Raw genomic sequence first — 18,059 nt, 5'->3', positions numbered from 1 at the left:
GAACGGTATAGCATCATCGCTCTGTTGACTAACGAAAATGAGTCATTTAATATTTTTATTAAGTGATAAAATATAATATATGAATCGAGGGTGTAAAATGTCTTACAAAGAAGAACCATTTTTCAAAGAAATGTTAATTAATGAACATTTATATTTTGCTTCTAAAAATAAAAAAATAGTACGTTTAACGAAAAATGAACAATTATATGTAACTGTTTGGACTGATGATGAAACGGCGAAACAATATTTAAATGATAATGACATTAGTTATGATAAGATAGTGAAAATAGATTTAGACCGTTTTGTCGCATATGATTTAGATGAATTATTTGATGAAACAGATAAAGTACTCATAGATATAACTAATGAACAGAGTGGAAAACTAGTCAATATTTATGAAATTTCGAGAGAGTTAATGTCTGAACTAGATAAAATTAGAATTAAAGAATTTGTTAAAGATGTTGCTAAATATGACCATGTTTATGGTCTGACAAATAAAAGTGAAAAGAATTTTATCTTAATTGAAGATGATAGAGAAAATAAACCTCAAATTATGCCTGTATGGAGCTTGAAGAAAAGAGCGCAAAAAGTAAAAGAAGAAGATTTTGAAGAATGCGATTTAATTGAGATTGAGACAAGTGTATTTGACGACTGGCTTGATAAATTACGCGATGATGACAAAGCGGTAGGCATAGATTTAAAACCTGGTGTGATTGGTACAGTGGTATCCGCACAAAAACTATCAAATGAAATGACAACCTAATTGAATAGTATATTTGCTAAGATAAAAAGGAGTGAATTGAAATAAATAAGTTTCAATTCACTCCTTTTATGAGTTAATGATCTAATGTTAAATGTAAAGCACCTATAGCTCCAGAGAACGCACCATGCTCAATATAATAAGGTTTAAATCCTCTCAATACAGTATAATCTTCTATGACTTTACGTAATAATGGGTTGTTATTAAATGAAGATCCTATGTAAACTACATTTTCTGTTTGATGTTCTCGAGCAACAGTAATTGCCATTGTGGTAATCACTTCGCCAACAACACCAACTACAGAAGCGAGTTTATTTTCAATTGAAAAATCTTCATTCACATGATGTAAGACATTTCCAAAATTAGCTGCAGTTAAGTCGCCAGGAATAGGGGGTTCACAATCTTTATAGATATGTTTTACTTTCAAGTCTATTGAATCCCTGTCACCATTTTGAGCTAAATCTGTTAATTGTTTATAATCTGTTACTTGGCTTAATAAATAACCTAAACCTTGTATCATTCCGCCACCAGTACCGATACCGCCTACGCGTTGTTGTTGCTCACCGTCATAATAATGAAGAGACGTACCTGTTCCAACATTAGCAAAAATATATTGATTGATGTCATGTCCTTGTTCATTTAGTAGAATTCCAAGCCCTTTTGAAGCAGCATCAAACTCAACATATATTTGTGTTGGTTTGGAGATGTGTTCTGCAATAATACTTGCTTGACCTCCAGTTAAGCTTAAACTTTCAAAATCGATTTCATTTAACCATTTTATTACTTTATCAATATTGACAGTTAATTCAGTGTGATATTCACGTTGGTGTTCAGATTCTTGAACGATTTTGATTAACGTTCCACCAGCATCGATTCCTATTTTCATATTACTCCCACCTCAAATCAAAAATGCATCACCCATAATAGTATAATAAATTAAACGAAATACAAGAGTTTATTTCATATTCAACTTAAAATACAAATTTATCAAACGTATTGCATTATTTATTAAGTTGAAGTTAGACCTATTAAATGAATTGTTTAATTAAGACAGTTATATTTAAAATGATAATTTAAGTGTAAGTAATTTCGATTAATATGAGAAATAGTATTACAATAGGGTAAAGTAATATATAATAAGTGAGTATTAAATGAATAGGGGATTGACTTATGACTACAAAAAAGCAATTTGAAGATATTACAATTCAAGTTTTTGAAGAGCGATACCGTGAAGATATATTAAATTTTGAATTGAGTGAAAGACAACAAATATATTCTTCCTTGCCTAAATCAGTATTAGAAGAGGCACTTAATGATGAAGACCGAGTTGCTAATATAGCTAAAAATAGCGAAGGGGAAGTTGTCGGTTTCTTTGTTTTACATCAATATTATCAACATGAAGGCTATGAAACCCCAGAAAATGTCGTCTATGTACGATCATTATCAGTAAATGAGCGATATCAAGGGCATGGATACGGTACTAAAATGATGATGTATCTACCTCAGTATGTCCAAACACTATTCCCAGATTTTAACCACTTATATTTAGTGGTCGATGCTGAAAATCAATCTGCTTGGAATGTATATGAACGTGCAGGTTTTATGCATGCAGCTACTAAAGAGGAAGGGCCAATTGGAAAAGAACGATTATATTATTTGGACTTGGATTCTAAACATGTATCCTCTTTGAAACTAGAAGAAAATGAGTCTTCAGAAGAGGCGAATATTCATTTAATCAACTTACTTAAAGATGATGAAAAAGTTGGTTTCATAGGTATTGAACAAGTTGAAGACCGTATGCGTATTTCAGGCATTGAAGTAAATAAAACACATCGGAATGAAGGTATTGCTGAAAGCGCGTTAAGACAATTACCAACCTATATACGTAAACATTTTGATAATATTAAAGTATTATCCATTACACTATATGGAGAAAATAACGAATTAAGTCCATTATGTATTAATAGTAATTTTGTAGAAGTAGAACAAGCAGAAGATTATATTTTATTTGAAAAGTATATAAATTATTAACAGAGATTGCGTAAACACCGATTGTCATTTATAATTTATTTTTGTTACTATTAATTAATGAAATTTGACCAACTTATTTAAGATGAAAATCCTTTGAAAGGAAGTATTTTATAATGAAAATTAAAGATTACACAAAAGAAATGGTAGATGAGAAATCATTTATTGATATGGCTTATACGCTTTTAAATGAAAAAGGCGACACAATGAATTTATACGATATTATCGATAAATTTAGAGAATTAGGTAATTATGAATACGATGAAATCGAGAATCGTGTAGTACAATTCTATACTGATTTAAATACAGATGGTCGATTTTTAAATGTTGGTGAAAACCAATGGGGTATTCGTGATTGGTACTCAGTAGATGATATTGAAGAAAAAATCGCGCCAACGATTCAAAAATTTGATATTCTTGATGATGACGATGAAGAAGATAAAAACCTTAAATTATTAGGTGAAGATGAAGCGGATGACGATGATGATATTCCAGCAGTCACAGATGATCAAGAAACATTAAATGATCCTGAAGATGAACAAGTTGAAGATGATATTAATGAAAATGATATTGTCATTGACGAAGAAGATGAAGACGAAGATGACTTCGACGATGAGGAAGATGACGAAGAATATCAAAGTTAAATTTCTAATTGACTTTTATCCTAAAAATGATAGAATTTTATTTGGGCTCCTTTAAATAGGACACGTGTATAAATGTAATACGCTCCCCTTACTGATATGTGAGAGGGAGCTTTTTTTATTTTTAATTAAACAAGATTCCAATGAGGTAATTAATATTGTAGAATAAGTATTATTTAAAACGAATGATTAAATAGACTATGATATAAAACGAATCAAAGTAAATCGCACGTACACATCGTTCCTCATAAACTAAATACATACTTAATTTAAATGCTTTATTAAAAATTCAGGAGGTCAAATTATGACAAAGTTTATATTTGTAACAGGTGGCGTAGTTTCGTCTTTAGGTAAAGGAATTACTGCTGCATCATTAGGTAGATTATTAAAAGATAGAGGTCTTGAAGTTACGATTCAAAAATTTGATCCATACTTAAACGTTGATCCAGGTACTATGAGTCCATATCAACATGGTGAAGTATTCGTTACAGATGACGGTGCTGAAACAGATTTAGACTTAGGTCACTATGAACGTTTTATTGATATTAATTTAAATAAATATTCAAACGTAACTGCTGGTAAAGTATATTCTCACGTGCTGAAAAAAGAACGTCGCGGTGATTATTTAGGTGGAACAGTGCAAGTTATTCCACACATTACAAATGAAATTAAAGAACGTTTATTATTAGCTGGAGAAAGTACAAATGCAGATGTAGTTATCACTGAAATTGGTGGTACAACAGGTGATATTGAGTCTCTTCCATTTTTAGAAGCAATTCGTCAAATTAGAAGCGACTTAGGTAGAGAAAATGTTATGTATGTACATTGTACATTATTACCATATATTAAAGCTGCCGGTGAAATGAAAACAAAACCAACACAACATAGTGTTAAAGAATTGCGTGGTTTAGGTATTCAACCAGACTTGATTGTAGTTCGTTCAGAATATGAAATGACTCAAGATTTAAAAGATAAGATTGCATTATTCTGTGATATTAATAAAGAAAGCGTTATTGAGTGTCGTGATGCAGACTCACTTTATGAAATCCCGTTACAATTGAGTAAACAAGATATGGATGACATTGTCATCAAACGTTTACAATTAAATGCTAAATATGAAACTCAATTAGATGAATGGCAGCATTTACTTGATACTGTAAATAGCTTGGATGGTAAAATTACTATCGGTTTAGTAGGTAAATACGTAAGCTTACAAGATGCTTATTTATCAGTTGTTGAATCACTTAAACATGCAGGCTATCCTTTCAAAAAAGATGTCGTTGTTAAATGGATTGATTCAAGTCTTGTAACAGATGATAATGTTGAGAGTTATTTATCAGATGTAGACGGTATCTTAGTACCAGGTGGATTTGGCTTCCGTGCAAGTGAAGGTAAAATTTCAGCTATTAAATATGCACGTGAAAACAATGTTCCTTATTTTGGTATTTGTTTAGGTATGCAGTTAGCTACAGTAGAATTTGCACGTAATGTATTAGGTTTAGAAGGTGCACATTCAGCAGAGTTAGATCCAAGTACACCACATCCAATCATCGATTTATTACCAGAACAAAAAGATATTGAAGATTTAGGTGGCACATTAAGATTAGGTTTATATCCATGTGCAATTAAAGATGGTACGTTAGCACATTCTATTTACAATGAAAATAATATTGAAGAAAGACATCGTCATAGATACGAATTTAATAATAATTATAGAGAACAATTAGAAGCTAATGGCATGGTATTCTCAGGTACTAGTCCAGATGGTAGATTAATCGAAATGGTAGAAATTCCTGAAAAAGATTTCTTTATTGCTTGTCAATTCCATCCAGAATTCTTATCAAGACCTAACAGACCTCAACCAATATTTAAAGCTTTTGTTGAAGCATCATTAAAACATCAACAAAAATAATACGAAAAACATGACAGGACATAAATCTCAAAATAAAAGCACTAAGATGATTTATTTTAATCATCTTAGTGCTTTCTTTATACCCAATACTTCGTATTGTATGGCTTCGCATTCCGAGGGTACAGTTTCAGCCAGAAATACTACACAGATAAATCTGTGAGAATTTGTAAGGTCTTCAACTAGTACTGTTCCCTCAGGAGTCTTGCCATAAATACTACGTATTTATAAGTAACTTTACATTTAAAATACTAAAAAAGTAATTTCTATATTATTTCAATAGAAATTACCTTTTTTCACTTGTCGAAGAATTTTATGTTCTGCGTTTTTTTGATAAATATTTTATAATTCTAAATCACGTGTCATTTCGATCATTTGTGTATAAATGTCGTAATAAATGTAGTTAAACGCGATAGGGTGAGGTTGAACAATTTTATCGTAGTCTTCAGTGTAAACGATAGGTCTTGGGGTAGATAAATTGATGAAATGCATTAAATGCTCTGGAAAGTCATCACTTTTTGGGCGATTACATATAAGGACAAAATCAACATCTAAATCAATTAATTGTTGAACATCTTTTTCAACGTCATCGTTGTATGTAGGAGAAAATAAAAATACTCTATCAGTCGTATCTAAATCATTCATATGTTTTAAATCTGCTAATGCACGACTGGATTTTAATTTTTCATTACTATTCAATATAAAGTCTTCGTAAAATTTTAAATCTTCATATCCTTTAATATATACATGACCTTCGCCACCAATAGCTTGGACTAAGCATTGAGCTCCCATTTGTATATCTAAAGACTGTTTTTCGATCCTATCGAAGATGCCAATTAATTGTGTATTGAGTATTTTTGACATAATTAACCTCCATTCTATTCATTAAAATATTTTAAATAAACGTCTCATTGAATGCAATGATTAAAAATAATTTTAATTGTATACGTTTGCAAAATGAGATGTAGTAAGGATTGTGAAAATTGTAAATTTTAAATCATCTATTCGAATGCAATTAAGGATTAAGTTTGTTATAATGAGTTTGAAAAATACGTGCATAAGCACTCAAGGAGGAACTATAATGCCTTTAGTTTCAATGAAAGAAATGTTAATCGATGCAAAAGAAAATGGTTATGCAGTTGGTCAATACAACTTAAATAACCTAGAATTCACTCAAGCAATTTTAGAAGCTTCACAAGAAGAAAATGCACCAGTTATTTTAGGTGTATCTGAAGGTGCTGCTCGTTACATGAGCGGATTCTACACTGTAGTTAAAATGGTAGAAGGATTAATGCATGACTTAAACATCACAGTACCAGTTGCAATCCATTTAGACCACGGTTCAAGCTTTGAAAAATGTAAAGAAGCTATCGACGCTGGATTCACTTCAGTTATGATTGACGCTTCACATAGTGCATTCGAAGAAAATATCGAAATCACTTCTAAAGTGGTTGAATATGCTCACGAAAGAGGCGTATCAGTAGAAGCTGAATTAGGTACTGTTGGAGGACAAGAAGACGATGTAGTAGCTGACGGTGTTATCTACGCAGACCCTAAAGAATGTCAAGAACTAGTTGAAAAAACTGGAATTGATACTTTAGCACCTGCTTTAGGTTCAGTTCACGGTCCATATAAAGGCGAACCTAAATTAGGATTCAAAGAAATGGAAGAAATTGGTGCATCAACTGGATTACCATTAGTATTACATGGTGGTACTGGTATCCCAACTAAAGACATTCAAAAAGCAATTCCTTACGGTACAGCTAAAATTAACGTAAACACTGAAAACCAAATTGCTTCAGCAAAAGCTGTTCGCGATGTATTAAACAATGATTCTGAAGTTTACGACCCACGTAAATATTTAGGACCTGCTCGTGAAGCTATTAAAGCAACAGTTAAAGGTAAAATTAAAGAATTCGGTACTTCAAACCGTGCTAAATAATTAATATCAATGAACAAGCCATTAAACTTAGGTTTAATGGCTTGTTTTTTATGCTATAATTATTACGTATTTTATAAGGCAAACGTCATTTTTTAATAAAAACAAGTAAATCGCATGAGGTAAAAGTAAATAACATTTTAATCATATTTAATGGTGTATATTGAATAAAATCGCTATGATGGTTTAATATTTATGAACTATTTTACAAATAAAGTAAAACTATTTTATAATGCAAATAATGTAAAATTTTAATAAACGATAGAAACAAAGGAGATAAAAATATGGCTCAAGAAGTAATCAAAATTAGAGGTGGAAAGAAGCTTAATGGTGAAGTAGAGATAAGTGGTGCGAAAAATAGTGCAGTAGCAATTATTCCGGCTACTTTATTAGCTCAAGGGCATGTAAATTTAGATGGATTACCACAAATCTCTGATGTAGAAACACTTGTAAGCTTGCTAGAAGATTTAAATATTAAAACTAAATTAAATGGTAAAAAATTAGATATTGATACCACTGAAATAGAAAACGCGCCACTTCCAAATAACAAAGTTGAATCTTTAAGAGCTTCATATTATATGATGGGTGCGATGCTCGGTCGTTTTAAAAAATGCGTTATTGGTCTTCCGGGTGGATGTCCTTTAGGTCCCCGTCCAATTGATCAGCATATAAAAGGATTTAAAGCTTTAGGTGCTGAAATAGATGAATCAAGTAATACATCAATGAAAATTGAAGCTAAACAATTAAAAGGTGCAAATATCTTTTTAGATATGGTAAGTGTTGGTGCCACTATTAATATTATGCTAGCTGCAGTACATGCAGAGGGGCAAACGGTTATAGAAAATGCAGCAAAAGAACCAGAAGTAGTGGATGTAGCTAACTTCTTGATTAGTATGGGAGCACAAATTAAAGGAGCAGGTACAACAACAATTAAAATAACTGGTGTTGATACATTACATGGTACTGAATATCAAGTGATTCCTGACCGTATAGAAGCAGGCTCATATATGTGTATGGCAGCAGCTGCTGGTGAAGAAGTAGTCATCAATAATATAGTTCCAAGACACGTAGAAGCTTTAACTTCTAAATTAAAGGAAATGGGTGTCGATATTGAGTTGAACGACGAAAAGGTTATTATCAGAAAGAATGAACCTTACCAAAGCGTTGATATTAAAACATTAGTATATCCTGGTTTTGCAACGGATTTACAACAACCCATCACACCTTTATTATTTATGACTAAAGGGCCATCTTTTGTAACTGATACGATTTATCCTGAGAGATTTAAGCATGTTGAGGAGTTACAACATATGGGAGCGGACATTAATAAAGATAATGGTACTGCGACGATTAAACCTTCAAAACTTAAAGGAGCAGAAGTATATGCAAGTGACCTAAGAGCAGGGGCTTGCTTAATAGTAGCAGGTTTAATTGCCGAAGGTGTAACGACTATTTATAATGTGAAACATATTTATCGTGGCTATACACAAATCGTTGAGCATTTAAAACAATTAGGTGCAGATATTTGGACTGAAACTATTTAAAAAATGTGGTATAATTAATATACTTAAAATTATAAGCACTTATTTAAGTGCATTAGTATTAAGATATTAGAGTGAGAGGTGAATATCATGGAAGTTTGTCCTTATTTAGAAGAAACTTTTAAAATTTTAGGACGCAGTTGGAATGGCTTGATTATTAATTATTTATCAAGATGTGAAGATCAATCTGCACATTTTTCCGATTTGAAAAGAGACTTAAAAACAATCACGCCTCGTGCACTAAGTATAAAATTGACTGAATTAGGAGATTGGGGTTTAGTAGAAAAAAGAATAATTTCTACTAGTCCGGTTACTATTATTTATGAACTAACTGATAAAGGACGTTCATTAGCCGCATCTTTAAAACCAATTGAAGAATGGGCTCAAAATAATATAAATCTTGAACCAGAACCTGAAACTGAAACTGTTAAATAGTACTTATAAATTGTACTACGTATAGTTTCTAAACCGTTAAAATACTTAATTGCATATAGTATTTGATGGTGTGATTGATTTTTGAAAGAGATTGGGACATAAACGTTTAGGATTAGAACAACATTATTGAGTGTTTGTTAAAAATCCTGCTTCGGAAAGCATTGATTGGTTGTCTGAAGTGTTGAACTTTTATGTCTCTATCTCTTTTTTTGTTACTTAATTTAAATAAAAAGTGAAAACAAAACAAATCAAGTTCAATTTAATATGATGAGCAGATATGTTTAACTTTTAATAAAAGTGGTTAGAATAGTTGTATAACAATTCTAAGGAGTGAAGTTTGATGAGACAATTCACTAAACAATATATAAATGGTGAATGGGTTGATAGTACTAGCGGTGAAACAATAGATGTAATTAACCCTGCAACTGAAGAAGTTATTGGCTCAGTAGCCAAAGGTAATGAAGAAGATGTCAACAAAGCTGTAGAAGCAGCTGATAATGTATATTTAGATTTCCGTCATAGTACGGTTGAATATAGAAGAGATTTATTAGATAAAATCGTTAAAGAATATGAAAATAGAAAAGAAGATATAATTCAAGCGATTACTGATGAATTAGGTGCACCATTATCAGTTTCTGAAAATGTACACTACCAAATGGGTCTTAACCATTTTACAGCAGCAAGAGACGCTTTAGATAATTTCGAATTTGAAGAACGTCGTGGTGATGATTTAGTTGTTAAAGAAGCGATTGGTGTGTCAGGATTAGTAACACCTTGGAACTTCCCTACAAACCAAACATCACTTAAACTAGCTGCAGCTTTTGCAGCAGGTAGTCCAGTAGTGTTGAAACCATCTGAAGAAACACCATTCGCAGCAGTAATTTTAGCTGAAATTTTCGATAAAGTAGGTATGCCAAAAGGCGTATTTAACTTAGTAAATGGTGATGGTGAAGGCGTAGGTAATCCACTTAGTGAACATCCAAAAGTAAGAATGATGTCATTTACTGGTTCTGGTCCTACAGGTTCAAAAATTATGGAAAAAGCAGCTAAAGACTTCAAAAAAGTATCACTAGAACTTGGTGGTAAATCACCATATATCGTATTAGACGATGTAGATATTGAAGCCGCAGCTAAAGCAACTACTGGTAAAGTTGTTAATAATACAGGACAAGTTTGTACTGCAGGTACACGTGTTTTAGTACCTAATAGTATTAAAGAAGACTTCTTAAAAGCGGTTAAAGAACAATTCAGTTCTGTTAAAGTAGGTAACCCTAGAGAAGAAGGTACTCAAGTTGGTCCTATTATTAGTAAAAAACAATTTGACCAAGTTCAATCATATATTGATAAAGGTATTGAAGAAGGTGCTGAATTATTCTATGGCGGCCCTGGTAAACCAGAAGGATTAGAAAAAGGATATTTCGCACGTCCAACTATTTTCATCAATGTAGATAATAATATGACTATAGCTCAAGAGGAAATCTTTGGACCAGTAATGTCAGTTATCACTTATAACGATTTAGACGAAGCTATTGAAATTGCAAATGATACTAAATATGGTTTAGCTGGATATGTTATTGGTAACGACAAAGACACATTACACAAAGTGGCTCGTTCAATTGAAGCTGGTACAGTGGAAATTAACGAAGCAGGTCGTAAACCAGATCTACCATTTGGTGGTTATAAACAATCTGGATTAGGTCGTGAATGGGGCGACTATGGTATCGAAGAATTCTTAGAAGTTAAATCAATCGCAGGTTATTATAAATAAATAAAGTTAAATCTGAATAAGGTTTAATATCAATCATGCCAATGTACAATATTGAATAATATTTGTGCATTGGCATTTTTATATTAACTTTTCAAAAAATCATTTTGTATTTAAATTAAAAATTTGCTATAGTTATTCTAGTATTTAGAAGGTAATGAATTACATTAACGAAAAACTTTGAAATCATTTTCGTTCACTGTTCTATCATCATCTTTTTACCACAAAAAATAAGGAAATGGGTGCAAGTCTATGCCTGAAAGAGAACGAACATCTCCTCAATATGAATCTTTCCACGAACTATACAAGAACAACACTACAAAAGAACTCACTCAAAAAGCGAAATCTTTAAAATTAACTAATTACAGCAAATTAAATAAGAAAGAACTTGTACTAGCTATCATGGAAGCTCAAATGGAGAAAGATGGCAATTATTATATGGAGGGTATTTTAGATGATATCCAACCCGATGGTTATGGTTTCTTAAGAACTGTAAACTATTCTAAGGGTGAAAAAGACATCTACATTTCAGCAAGTCAAATTCGTCGATTTGAAATAAAAAGAGGCGATAAAGTAACAGGAAAAGTCCGTAAGCCAAAAGATAATGAAAAATATTATGGTTTGTTACAGGTCGACTTTGTAAACGATCATAATGCTGAAGAAGTAAAAAAACGTCCTCACTTCCAAGCGTTGACGCCTTTGTATCCAGATGAAAGAATTTTACTAGAAACAGAACCTAAGAATTATTCCACACGAATTATGGATTTAGTTACGCCTATTGGTTTAGGTCAACGTGGTCTTATTGTAGCGCCACCAAAAGCTGGTAAAACATCCTTACTAAAAGAAATAGCTAACGCAATTATTACAAATAAACCAGATGCTAAATTATTTGTTTTATTAGTAGGTGAAAGACCCGAAGAGGTTACAGATATTGAACGTTCTGTAGAATCTGCAGAAGTTGTACATTCAACGTTTGATGAACCACCTCAACATCATGTTAAAGTTGCAGAGCTATTATTAGAAAGAGCAAAGCGTCTAGTAGAAATTGGTGAAGATGTTATTATTTTAATGGATTCTATCACACGTTTAGCTAGAGCTTATAACTTAGTTATTCCTCCAAGTGGTCGTACTTTATCTGGTGGTCTTGATCCAGCTTCACTACACAAACCTAAAGCCTTTTTTGGTGCAGCTAGAAATATCGAAGCGGGTGGTAGTTTAACTATTTTAGCTACAGCACTAGTAGATACAGGTTCACGAATGGACGATATGATTTATGAAGAGTTCAAAGGAACTGGAAATATGGAATTACATCTAGACCGTAAATTATCTGAACGTCGTATTTTCCCTGCCATTGATATTGGTAGAAGCTCAACTCGTAAAGAAGAATTATTAATTAGCAAAGCAGAACTAGATACATTATGGCAACTTCGAAATCTATTTACTGATTCTACTGATTTTACAGAAAGATTTATTCGTAAGTTAAAACGTTCAAAAAATAATAAAGATTTCTTTGAACAATTACAAAAATCAGCTGAAGAAAGTACGAAAACAGGTAAACCTATTATTTAATGTTACAAAGGGTTGCGTTTTACATTAAATACTATTATAATTACACAGTATTGGGTAAAAAACTCACAAATAACTCTGTTCCAGATGGTTCAGGGCAAAGGAGCTGAAAACAATGAAACAAGGAATTCATCCTGAGTATCATAAAGTTATCTTTTTAGATACTACTACAGATTTTAAATTTTTAAGTGGTTCTACTAAAACATCTTCAGAAACAATGGAGTGGGAAGATGGAAATGAATACCCAGTTATTCGTTTAGATATTTCTTCTGATTCACATCCATTCTATACTGGACGTCAAAAATTCGCTGCTGCGGATGGTCGTGTGGAACGCTTCAACAAAAAATTTGGTCTTAAATCAAATAATAACTAATTTAAGTTTAGACTGTCTACGCCATTGTAATGGATTTGTAGGCAGTTTTTTTATTTTATAGTGAGAAATCAATCATGTTAATAATGCATTTTTACCGTAATTAATATATAACTTAAAGTGAGTGAAAAAGTATGATTGTTAATATAACATTTAAATAAGCCAGTCCAGTAAATAAGTTATAAGCAAATTTTCAAAAATGATTTAACGAATCAATTGTTAAAATAGCATTTATGAAATTTCAAAATATGATATAATTAAGCGATTATGTTTTGAAAAAAGGTGGAACGTTTAATGTATGAAACTTATCATTCCGGATGGATCGAATGTATTACCGGAAGTATGTTTAGTGGTAAATCAGAAGAACTTATTCGTCGTTTAAGACGAGGTATTTATGCTAAACAGAAAGTCATTGTTTTTAAACCAGCTATAGATGATCGTTATCATAAAGAAAAGGTAGTTTCACATAATGGAAATGCTATTGAAGCAATCAATATTGCAACAGCTAGAGAAATACTCATTCATGATGTATCACACGTAGATGTTATAGGGATTGATGAAGTTCAATTTTTCGATGAAAATATTGTAAGTATCATACAACAACTTGCAGATAATGGTCACAGGGTTATTGTAGCCGGATTAGATATGGATTTTAGAGGAGAACCCTTTGAACCTATACCTAAATTATTATCTTTAAGTGAGCACGTGACTAAATTACAAGCTGTTTGTGCAGTATGTGGTAGCCCTTCAAGTAGAACACAAAGACTTATAGATGGGCAACCGGCTAAAGCAGATGATCCAATAATTCTAGTCGGTGCAAATGAAAGTTACGAACCTAGATGTAGAGCACATCACATAGTGGCTCCAAGTGAAAATGAGAAGGAGGAAATGTAGTGTTTGATCAATTAGAAATTGTAGAGGAAAGATATGAACAATTAAATGAAATGTTAAGTGACCCTGATGTCGTTAATGATTCAGATAAATTACGTAAATATTCTAAAGAACAAGCAGATTTACAAAAAACTGTAGATGTTTACAGAAGCTACAAAAGCAAAAAAGAAGAATTAAGTGATATTGAAGAAATGTTGAATGAAACTTCGGATAAAGAAGAAGTTGAAATGTTAAAAGAAGAAAGTGCAACATTGAAAAATGAATTACCAGAAATGGAAGAACAACTTAAATTATTACTAATTCCTAAAGACCCTAATGATGAGAAAGATGTTATCGTTGAGATTAGAGCAGCAGCTGGTGGGGATGAAGCGGCAATTTTTGCTGGTGATTTAATGAGAATGTATTCTAAGTACGCAGAAATGCATAACTTCAAAACTGAAATTGTTGAAGCTTCTGAAAGTGATCATGGCGGTTATAAAGAAGTTAGTTTTTCAGTATCAGGTAATGGTGCGTATAGTAAATTAAAATTTGAAAATGGCGCACACCGTGTTCAACGTGTACCTGAAACAGAATCAGGTGGTAGAATTCATACTTCCACAGCAACCGTTGCAGTATTGCCAGAAGTAGAAGATGTTGAAATTGAAGTTAGAAATGAAGATTTGAAAATTGATACGTATCGTTCTAGTGGTGCAGGTGGACAACACGTCAATACTACCGATTCAGCAGTACGTATTACTCACTTACCAACAGGTATTATAGCTACTTCTTCAGAAAAATCACAAATACAAAACAGAGAAAAAGCTTTAAAAGTATTAAAAGCAAGATTATATGACATGAAGTTACAAGAAGAACAACAAAAATATGCTTCACAAAGAAAATCAGCAGTAGGTACAGGAGATCGTTCAGAACGTATCAGAACATATAACTATCCTCAAAGCCGTGTAACTGACCATAGAATTGGCTTAACTTTACAAAAATTAAGTCAAATCATGGAAGGAAATTTAGATGAAGTTATTGATGCTTTAACATTGTCTGAACAAACAGATAAATTGAAAGAATTAAACAATGGTGAGTTATAAAGATTATTTGGCAAACGCTATTTCTTTAGCAAAAGAGAAGGGTTTTGAACAGACACGAGCTGAGTGGTTATTATTAGATACATTTAATTGGACACGAACAGATTATCTCATACATATGAATGATGAGATGTCTGAGGCTGATAAAGCTAAATTCGGATTGAATTTACAAAGGATGTTATTAGGTGAACCAATACAATATATTGTTGGTTTTCAATCATTTTATGGACAACGTTTTAAAGTTTCTGATCAATGTTTAATCCCAAGACCAGAAACAGAAGAAGTCATGCTACACTTTTTAAATTTATGTCAAAATGACGATACTATAGCTGATATTGGTACTGGTAGTGGTGTTATAGCCATTAGTTTGAAAATGTTAAAGCCTTCTTTAAAAGTTATCGCTACAGATTTATATGAGGATGCATTAGATGTAGCACGCAGTAACTCAGAACAATTTGATGTGTATATTAATTTAATGCAGGGAAATGCTTTAAAACCGTTGATTGAACAAAACATTAAACTAAACGGCCTTATTTCTAATCCACCATACATCGATGTGAAAGATGTAAAAGATATGTCTAAAACAGTTGTCGATTATGAACCGCATCAAGCTTTATTTGCTAAAAGTGAAGGTTATGCGATTTATAAGTCTATATTAGAAGATTTACCTAAAGTGTTACTTCCAAAGGCACATGTTGTTTTTGAAATTGGCTATAACCAAGGGCAAAATTTAAAAGAAATCGTTCATAACATGTATCCTGATAAAGAAGTAGCAGTTTATCAAGATATCAATCAACTTGATAGAATTTTAGAAATAAAATGGTAAATAAAAGTGATAATAGATAAGAATCGTTGTTATTTCTATTTGTTTTAATATGAATCTGCAAGGTTAATCGAAATTTGATGTATAATAAACTTTGTTATCAATGGGGTGGGAATGAGCATTCTTTCATGTATAAAATGAAAGACATAAAGCTATCCCACTCCTTTTTATTTTTAATTTAACTATGGGAAAGAGGTGTGATTTGAAATTGGAAACTAAGATATGGGATTTGAGAGAATATAGTAAAAATATCGAAGAATATCCATATATTAAAGAGATCAAAGATGTCGTGTTAAATGGTGGTCTTGTAGCACTACCAACAGAGACAGTATATGGTTTAGGTGCTGATGCTACTAATCAAGAAGCGGTTAGTAAAATATATCAAGCTAAAGGAAGACCATCAGATAATCCGTTAATTGTACACATACATGATATTTCTCAAATGGATCGTTTCATTGATAAGTTAGACCCAAAAGTACGACAATTAATGGATGCTTTTTGGCCGGGACCTATATCATTTATCTTACCTCTAAAATCAGGATATTTATGTGAAAAAGTAACAGGTGGACTAAATTCTATTGCTGTAAGAATGCCTAGCCACTTGATTGGTAGGGGTTTATTACAATTAATTAATAAGCCTATAGCTGCACCAAGTGCAAATATTAGTGGTAGACCATCTCCTACAACCTTTGATCATGTGTTTAATGATTTAAATGGAAGAATTGATGGCATTATAAATGGTGACCAAAGTGAAGAAGGATTAGAAAGTACTGTATTAGATTGTACACAGTATCCTTTTAGAATTGCACGTCCAGGATCAGTTACACAATCTATGATTGAAACAATTATACCTCATAGTATTGCACAATCAGATTTTAATGAAAGTGCTAAACCTATTGCTCCTGGTATGAAATATAAACATTATTCACCAGATACTCCGGTAACTATTCTAGAAGGATTAAGCCAGAAAATTCCGGATAATGATAAATGGAATCAAACAGCTTTCGTTGTTCCAAAAAGTTTAAGTCATTATTTACCTAAAGAATCTATTTTTATTAAATTATGTGAAGATAAAGATGATATCAAACAAGCAAATCATTTATTATATAGTATTTTACATGATATAGATCAGCGGAATGATATTGTTCAAGCATATATTTTTGGTTTTGAAAAAAATGATAACACTGAAGCTATCATGAATAGAATGTTAAAAGCTGCTGGAAATCAAATTGTTAATGAGGTGTCTTTATGAAATTAATATTTGTATGTACTGGTAATACTTGTCGTAGTCCCATGGCTGAAAGTATTGCACAATCAGTTTTTAATAAATTAGACATTACCATTGAGTCAAGAGGCATATTTGCTATGGAACAACAACCTATTTCAAAGTTATCTGAAGAAATATTAAATGAAAATGATTTGCCTCAACCTTCATTAACACAGAGTTTTTCTAGAGAAGATATAGATGCTAATATTATTCTAACAATGTCTAAATCGCATAAGGACATTATATTGTCTCAATATGGTACTGATGCTCTTCCAAATGTATTTACTTTGAGTGAATTTGTAGGGGAAGTAGATGATATTTATGATCCTTATGGTGGAGACAAGTTTACTTATCAACAAACATTTAACCAAATTTATGACTTAATTATGAAAATCGACCCAAAAGTTCTGTTAGAGAATTATATATAATTAGTATATGTTACGCTTTAAATACGTTATAATAAGGGAGTATAGCAATTTTGCTATGTTCCTTTTTATTTTTTTAGGGGGTGGGTTTCAAATGCAAGATTTTTCAATGTTGTTAGACGAATTAAAAGCAATGTCCTTTTTTAATGAAAATGAGATATGCTTGATTGGTTGTTCAACTTCTGAAGTTATTGGTCAGCGAATTGGTTCTGTTGGATCAATGGAAGTGGCTGAATCAATATTTAAAGAGTTAGAAAAAGTGAAACAACAGACAGGTGTTTCATTCGCATTTCAAGGGTGTGAGCATATTAATAGAGCAATCACTATTGAAAGATCCGATTTTAATCCACTAACAATGGAAGAAGTTACAGTTGTACCAGATGTTCATGCAGGTGGTAGCTTAGCTACATACGCATATCAACATATGGAAGACCCAGTTGTTGTTGAACATATTTCAGTTCCGAAAGGTATAGATATTGGTCAAACATTAATAGGCATGCACATTAAACATGTTTGTGTGCCAGTTAGAACTAGTATTAAGCAAGTGGGGGAAGCAATCGTTACTATTGCTACATCAAGACCTAAAAAAATTGGTGGCGAACGTGCAAAATATAATTAATTAG

18 protein-coding genes are annotated in these 18,059 nt (G+C 31.9%); 16 read left to right on the top strand and 2 right to left on the bottom strand.

The features are described from left to right. Positions 1–97: 97 nt before the first annotated feature. On the top strand, positions 98–763 hold the full coding sequence (locus LFT63_RS05675; protein WP_017636793.1) for a DUF2750 domain-containing protein: 666 nt from the start codon (positions 98–100) through the stop codon (positions 761–763). Positions 764–836: 73 nt separating this feature from the next. On the opposite strand, the gene coaW is transcribed toward LFT63_RS05675, so the two are convergent. After that, entirely contained in the window at positions 837–1,646 is an 810-nt protein-coding gene (gene coaW, locus LFT63_RS05670) for a type II pantothenate kinase (protein WP_017636792.1), read from the bottom strand. A gap of 284 nt (positions 1,647–1,930) precedes the next feature. On the opposite strand from coaW, the gene LFT63_RS05665 reads away from it, so the two are divergent. The 3 genes from LFT63_RS05665 to LFT63_RS05655 all read left to right on the top strand — a co-directional run bounded on the left by LFT63_RS05665 (position 1,931) and on the right by LFT63_RS05655 (position 5,341). Further along, positions 1,931–2,791, top strand: coding sequence for a GNAT family N-acetyltransferase (locus LFT63_RS05665; protein WP_340768253.1), 861 nt, complete (start codon positions 1,931–1,933; stop codon positions 2,789–2,791). A 113-nt stretch (positions 2,792–2,904) separates the two neighbouring features. After that, on the top strand, positions 2,905–3,432 hold the full coding sequence (gene rpoE, locus LFT63_RS05660) for a DNA-directed RNA polymerase subunit delta (protein ID WP_017636790.1): 528 nt from the start codon (positions 2,905–2,907) through the stop codon (positions 3,430–3,432). Positions 3,433–3,733: 301 nt separating this feature from the next. Next, a complete protein-coding gene (locus tag LFT63_RS05655; protein WP_017636789.1) occupies positions 3,734–5,341 on the top strand; it encodes a CTP synthase in 1,608 nt (535 codons plus the stop codon). A 339-nt stretch (positions 5,342–5,680) separates the two neighbouring features. Here the strand turns inward: LFT63_RS05655 and LFT63_RS05650 are convergent, their stop codons facing one another. Beyond that, the gene (locus LFT63_RS05650; protein ID WP_017636788.1) at positions 5,681–6,202 is read right to left on the bottom strand and encodes a DUF2529 domain-containing protein; all 522 of its coding nucleotides are present in this window, start codon (positions 6,200–6,202) and stop codon (positions 5,681–5,683) included. Positions 6,203–6,419: 217 nt separating this feature from the next. Between LFT63_RS05650 and fdaB the strand changes: the two genes are divergently transcribed. From fdaB to LFT63_RS05590, 12 genes are all read left to right on the top strand, one after another. Beyond that, positions 6,420–7,280 (top strand): class IIb fructose-bisphosphate aldolase FdaB, encoded by an 861-nt coding sequence (gene fdaB, locus LFT63_RS05645; protein WP_017636787.1) that lies wholly within the window; start codon positions 6,420–6,422, stop codon positions 7,278–7,280. 281 nt (positions 7,281–7,561) lie between these two features. After that, positions 7,562–8,821: a UDP-N-acetylglucosamine 1-carboxyvinyltransferase gene (locus LFT63_RS05640; protein WP_029056174.1), complete on the top strand. Its 1,260-nt coding sequence runs from the start codon at positions 7,562–7,564 to the stop codon at positions 8,819–8,821. An 87-nt stretch (positions 8,822–8,908) separates the two neighbouring features. After that, positions 8,909–9,253: a winged helix-turn-helix transcriptional regulator gene (locus LFT63_RS05635; RefSeq protein WP_340768249.1), complete on the top strand. Its 345-nt coding sequence runs from the start codon at positions 8,909–8,911 to the stop codon at positions 9,251–9,253. Positions 9,254–9,593: 340 nt separating this feature from the next. After that, positions 9,594–11,021 carry an aldehyde dehydrogenase family protein gene (locus LFT63_RS05630; protein ID WP_029056175.1) on the top strand — a complete coding sequence of 476 codons (1,428 nt, stop codon included), beginning with the start codon at positions 9,594–9,596 and terminating at the stop codon, positions 11,019–11,021. Positions 11,022–11,270: 249 nt separating this feature from the next. Further along, positions 11,271–12,587, top strand: coding sequence for a transcription termination factor Rho (gene rho / locus LFT63_RS05625; protein ID WP_017636783.1), 1,317 nt, complete (start codon positions 11,271–11,273; stop codon positions 12,585–12,587). 112 nt (positions 12,588–12,699) lie between these two features. Continuing rightward, entirely contained in the window at positions 12,700–12,957 is a 258-nt protein-coding gene (locus tag LFT63_RS05620) for a type B 50S ribosomal protein L31 (protein WP_017636782.1), read from the top strand. A 291-nt stretch (positions 12,958–13,248) separates the two neighbouring features. Next, entirely contained in the window at positions 13,249–13,848 is a 600-nt protein-coding gene (locus tag LFT63_RS05615) for a thymidine kinase (RefSeq protein ID WP_017636781.1), read from the top strand. After that, the gene (gene prfA / locus LFT63_RS05610; protein ID WP_017636780.1) at positions 13,848–14,924 is read left to right on the top strand and encodes a peptide chain release factor 1; all 1,077 of its coding nucleotides are present in this window, start codon (positions 13,848–13,850) and stop codon (positions 14,922–14,924) included. The genes LFT63_RS05615 and prfA overlap by 1 nt, the downstream gene beginning before the upstream one ends. Then, entirely contained in the window at positions 14,911–15,747 is an 837-nt protein-coding gene (prmC, locus tag LFT63_RS05605) for a peptide chain release factor N(5)-glutamine methyltransferase (protein WP_029056177.1), read from the top strand. The genes prfA and prmC overlap by 14 nt, the downstream gene beginning before the upstream one ends. A 205-nt stretch (positions 15,748–15,952) precedes the next feature. Next, entirely contained in the window at positions 15,953–16,996 is a 1,044-nt protein-coding gene (locus LFT63_RS05600; protein WP_340768247.1) for an L-threonylcarbamoyladenylate synthase, read from the top strand. Next, positions 16,993–17,439 carry a low molecular weight protein arginine phosphatase gene (locus LFT63_RS05595; RefSeq protein ID WP_029056179.1) on the top strand — a complete coding sequence of 149 codons (447 nt, stop codon included), beginning with the start codon at positions 16,993–16,995 and terminating at the stop codon, positions 17,437–17,439. Before LFT63_RS05600 ends, LFT63_RS05595 begins: the two co-directional genes overlap by 4 nt. Before the next feature lie 91 nt (positions 17,440–17,530). Further along, positions 17,531–18,055: a TIGR01440 family protein gene (locus tag LFT63_RS05590; RefSeq protein ID WP_017636776.1), complete on the top strand. Its 525-nt coding sequence runs from the start codon at positions 17,531–17,533 to the stop codon at positions 18,053–18,055. Positions 18,056–18,059: the final 4 nt, after the last annotated feature.

Source organism: Staphylococcus sp. FSL H8-0121, assembly GCF_038008425.1.
Lineage (GTDB): Bacteria > Bacillota > Bacilli > Staphylococcales > Staphylococcaceae > Staphylococcus > Staphylococcus pasteuri.
The sequence above is the reverse complement of the archived record's forward strand: the minus strand, read 5'-3'. Positions and strand labels throughout refer to the sequence as shown.

Excerpts from the sequence above, each read along its gene's own strand:
- LFT63_RS05675 (WP_017636793.1), top strand. The coding sequence starts at position 98 with ATGTCTTACAAAGAAGAACCATTTTTCAAAGAAATGTTAATTAATGAA.
- coaW (WP_017636792.1), bottom strand. The coding sequence starts at position 1,646 with ATGAAAATAGGAATCGATGCTGGTGGAACGTTAATCAAAATCGTTCAA.
- LFT63_RS05665 (WP_340768253.1), top strand. The coding sequence starts at position 1,931 with ATGACTACAAAAAAGCAATTTGAAGATATTACAATTCAAGTTTTTGAA.
- rpoE (WP_017636790.1), top strand. The coding sequence starts at position 2,905 with ATGAAAATTAAAGATTACACAAAAGAAATGGTAGATGAGAAATCATTT.
- LFT63_RS05655 (WP_017636789.1), top strand. The coding sequence starts at position 3,734 with ATGACAAAGTTTATATTTGTAACAGGTGGCGTAGTTTCGTCTTTAGGT.
- LFT63_RS05650 (WP_017636788.1), bottom strand. The coding sequence starts at position 6,202 with ATGTCAAAAATACTCAATACACAATTAATTGGCATCTTCGATAGGATC.
- fdaB (WP_017636787.1), top strand. The coding sequence starts at position 6,420 with ATGCCTTTAGTTTCAATGAAAGAAATGTTAATCGATGCAAAAGAAAAT.
- LFT63_RS05640 (WP_029056174.1), top strand. The coding sequence starts at position 7,562 with ATGGCTCAAGAAGTAATCAAAATTAGAGGTGGAAAGAAGCTTAATGGT.
- LFT63_RS05635 (WP_340768249.1), top strand. The coding sequence starts at position 8,909 with ATGGAAGTTTGTCCTTATTTAGAAGAAACTTTTAAAATTTTAGGACGC.
- LFT63_RS05630 (WP_029056175.1), top strand. The coding sequence starts at position 9,594 with ATGAGACAATTCACTAAACAATATATAAATGGTGAATGGGTTGATAGT.
- rho (WP_017636783.1), top strand. The coding sequence starts at position 11,271 with ATGCCTGAAAGAGAACGAACATCTCCTCAATATGAATCTTTCCACGAA.
- LFT63_RS05620 (WP_017636782.1), top strand. The coding sequence starts at position 12,700 with ATGAAACAAGGAATTCATCCTGAGTATCATAAAGTTATCTTTTTAGAT.
- LFT63_RS05615 (WP_017636781.1), top strand. The coding sequence starts at position 13,249 with ATGTATGAAACTTATCATTCCGGATGGATCGAATGTATTACCGGAAGT.
- prmC (WP_029056177.1), top strand. The coding sequence starts at position 14,911 with ATGGTGAGTTATAAAGATTATTTGGCAAACGCTATTTCTTTAGCAAAA.
- LFT63_RS05595 (WP_029056179.1), top strand. The coding sequence starts at position 16,993 with ATGAAATTAATATTTGTATGTACTGGTAATACTTGTCGTAGTCCCATG.
- LFT63_RS05590 (WP_017636776.1), top strand. The coding sequence starts at position 17,531 with ATGCAAGATTTTTCAATGTTGTTAGACGAATTAAAAGCAATGTCCTTT.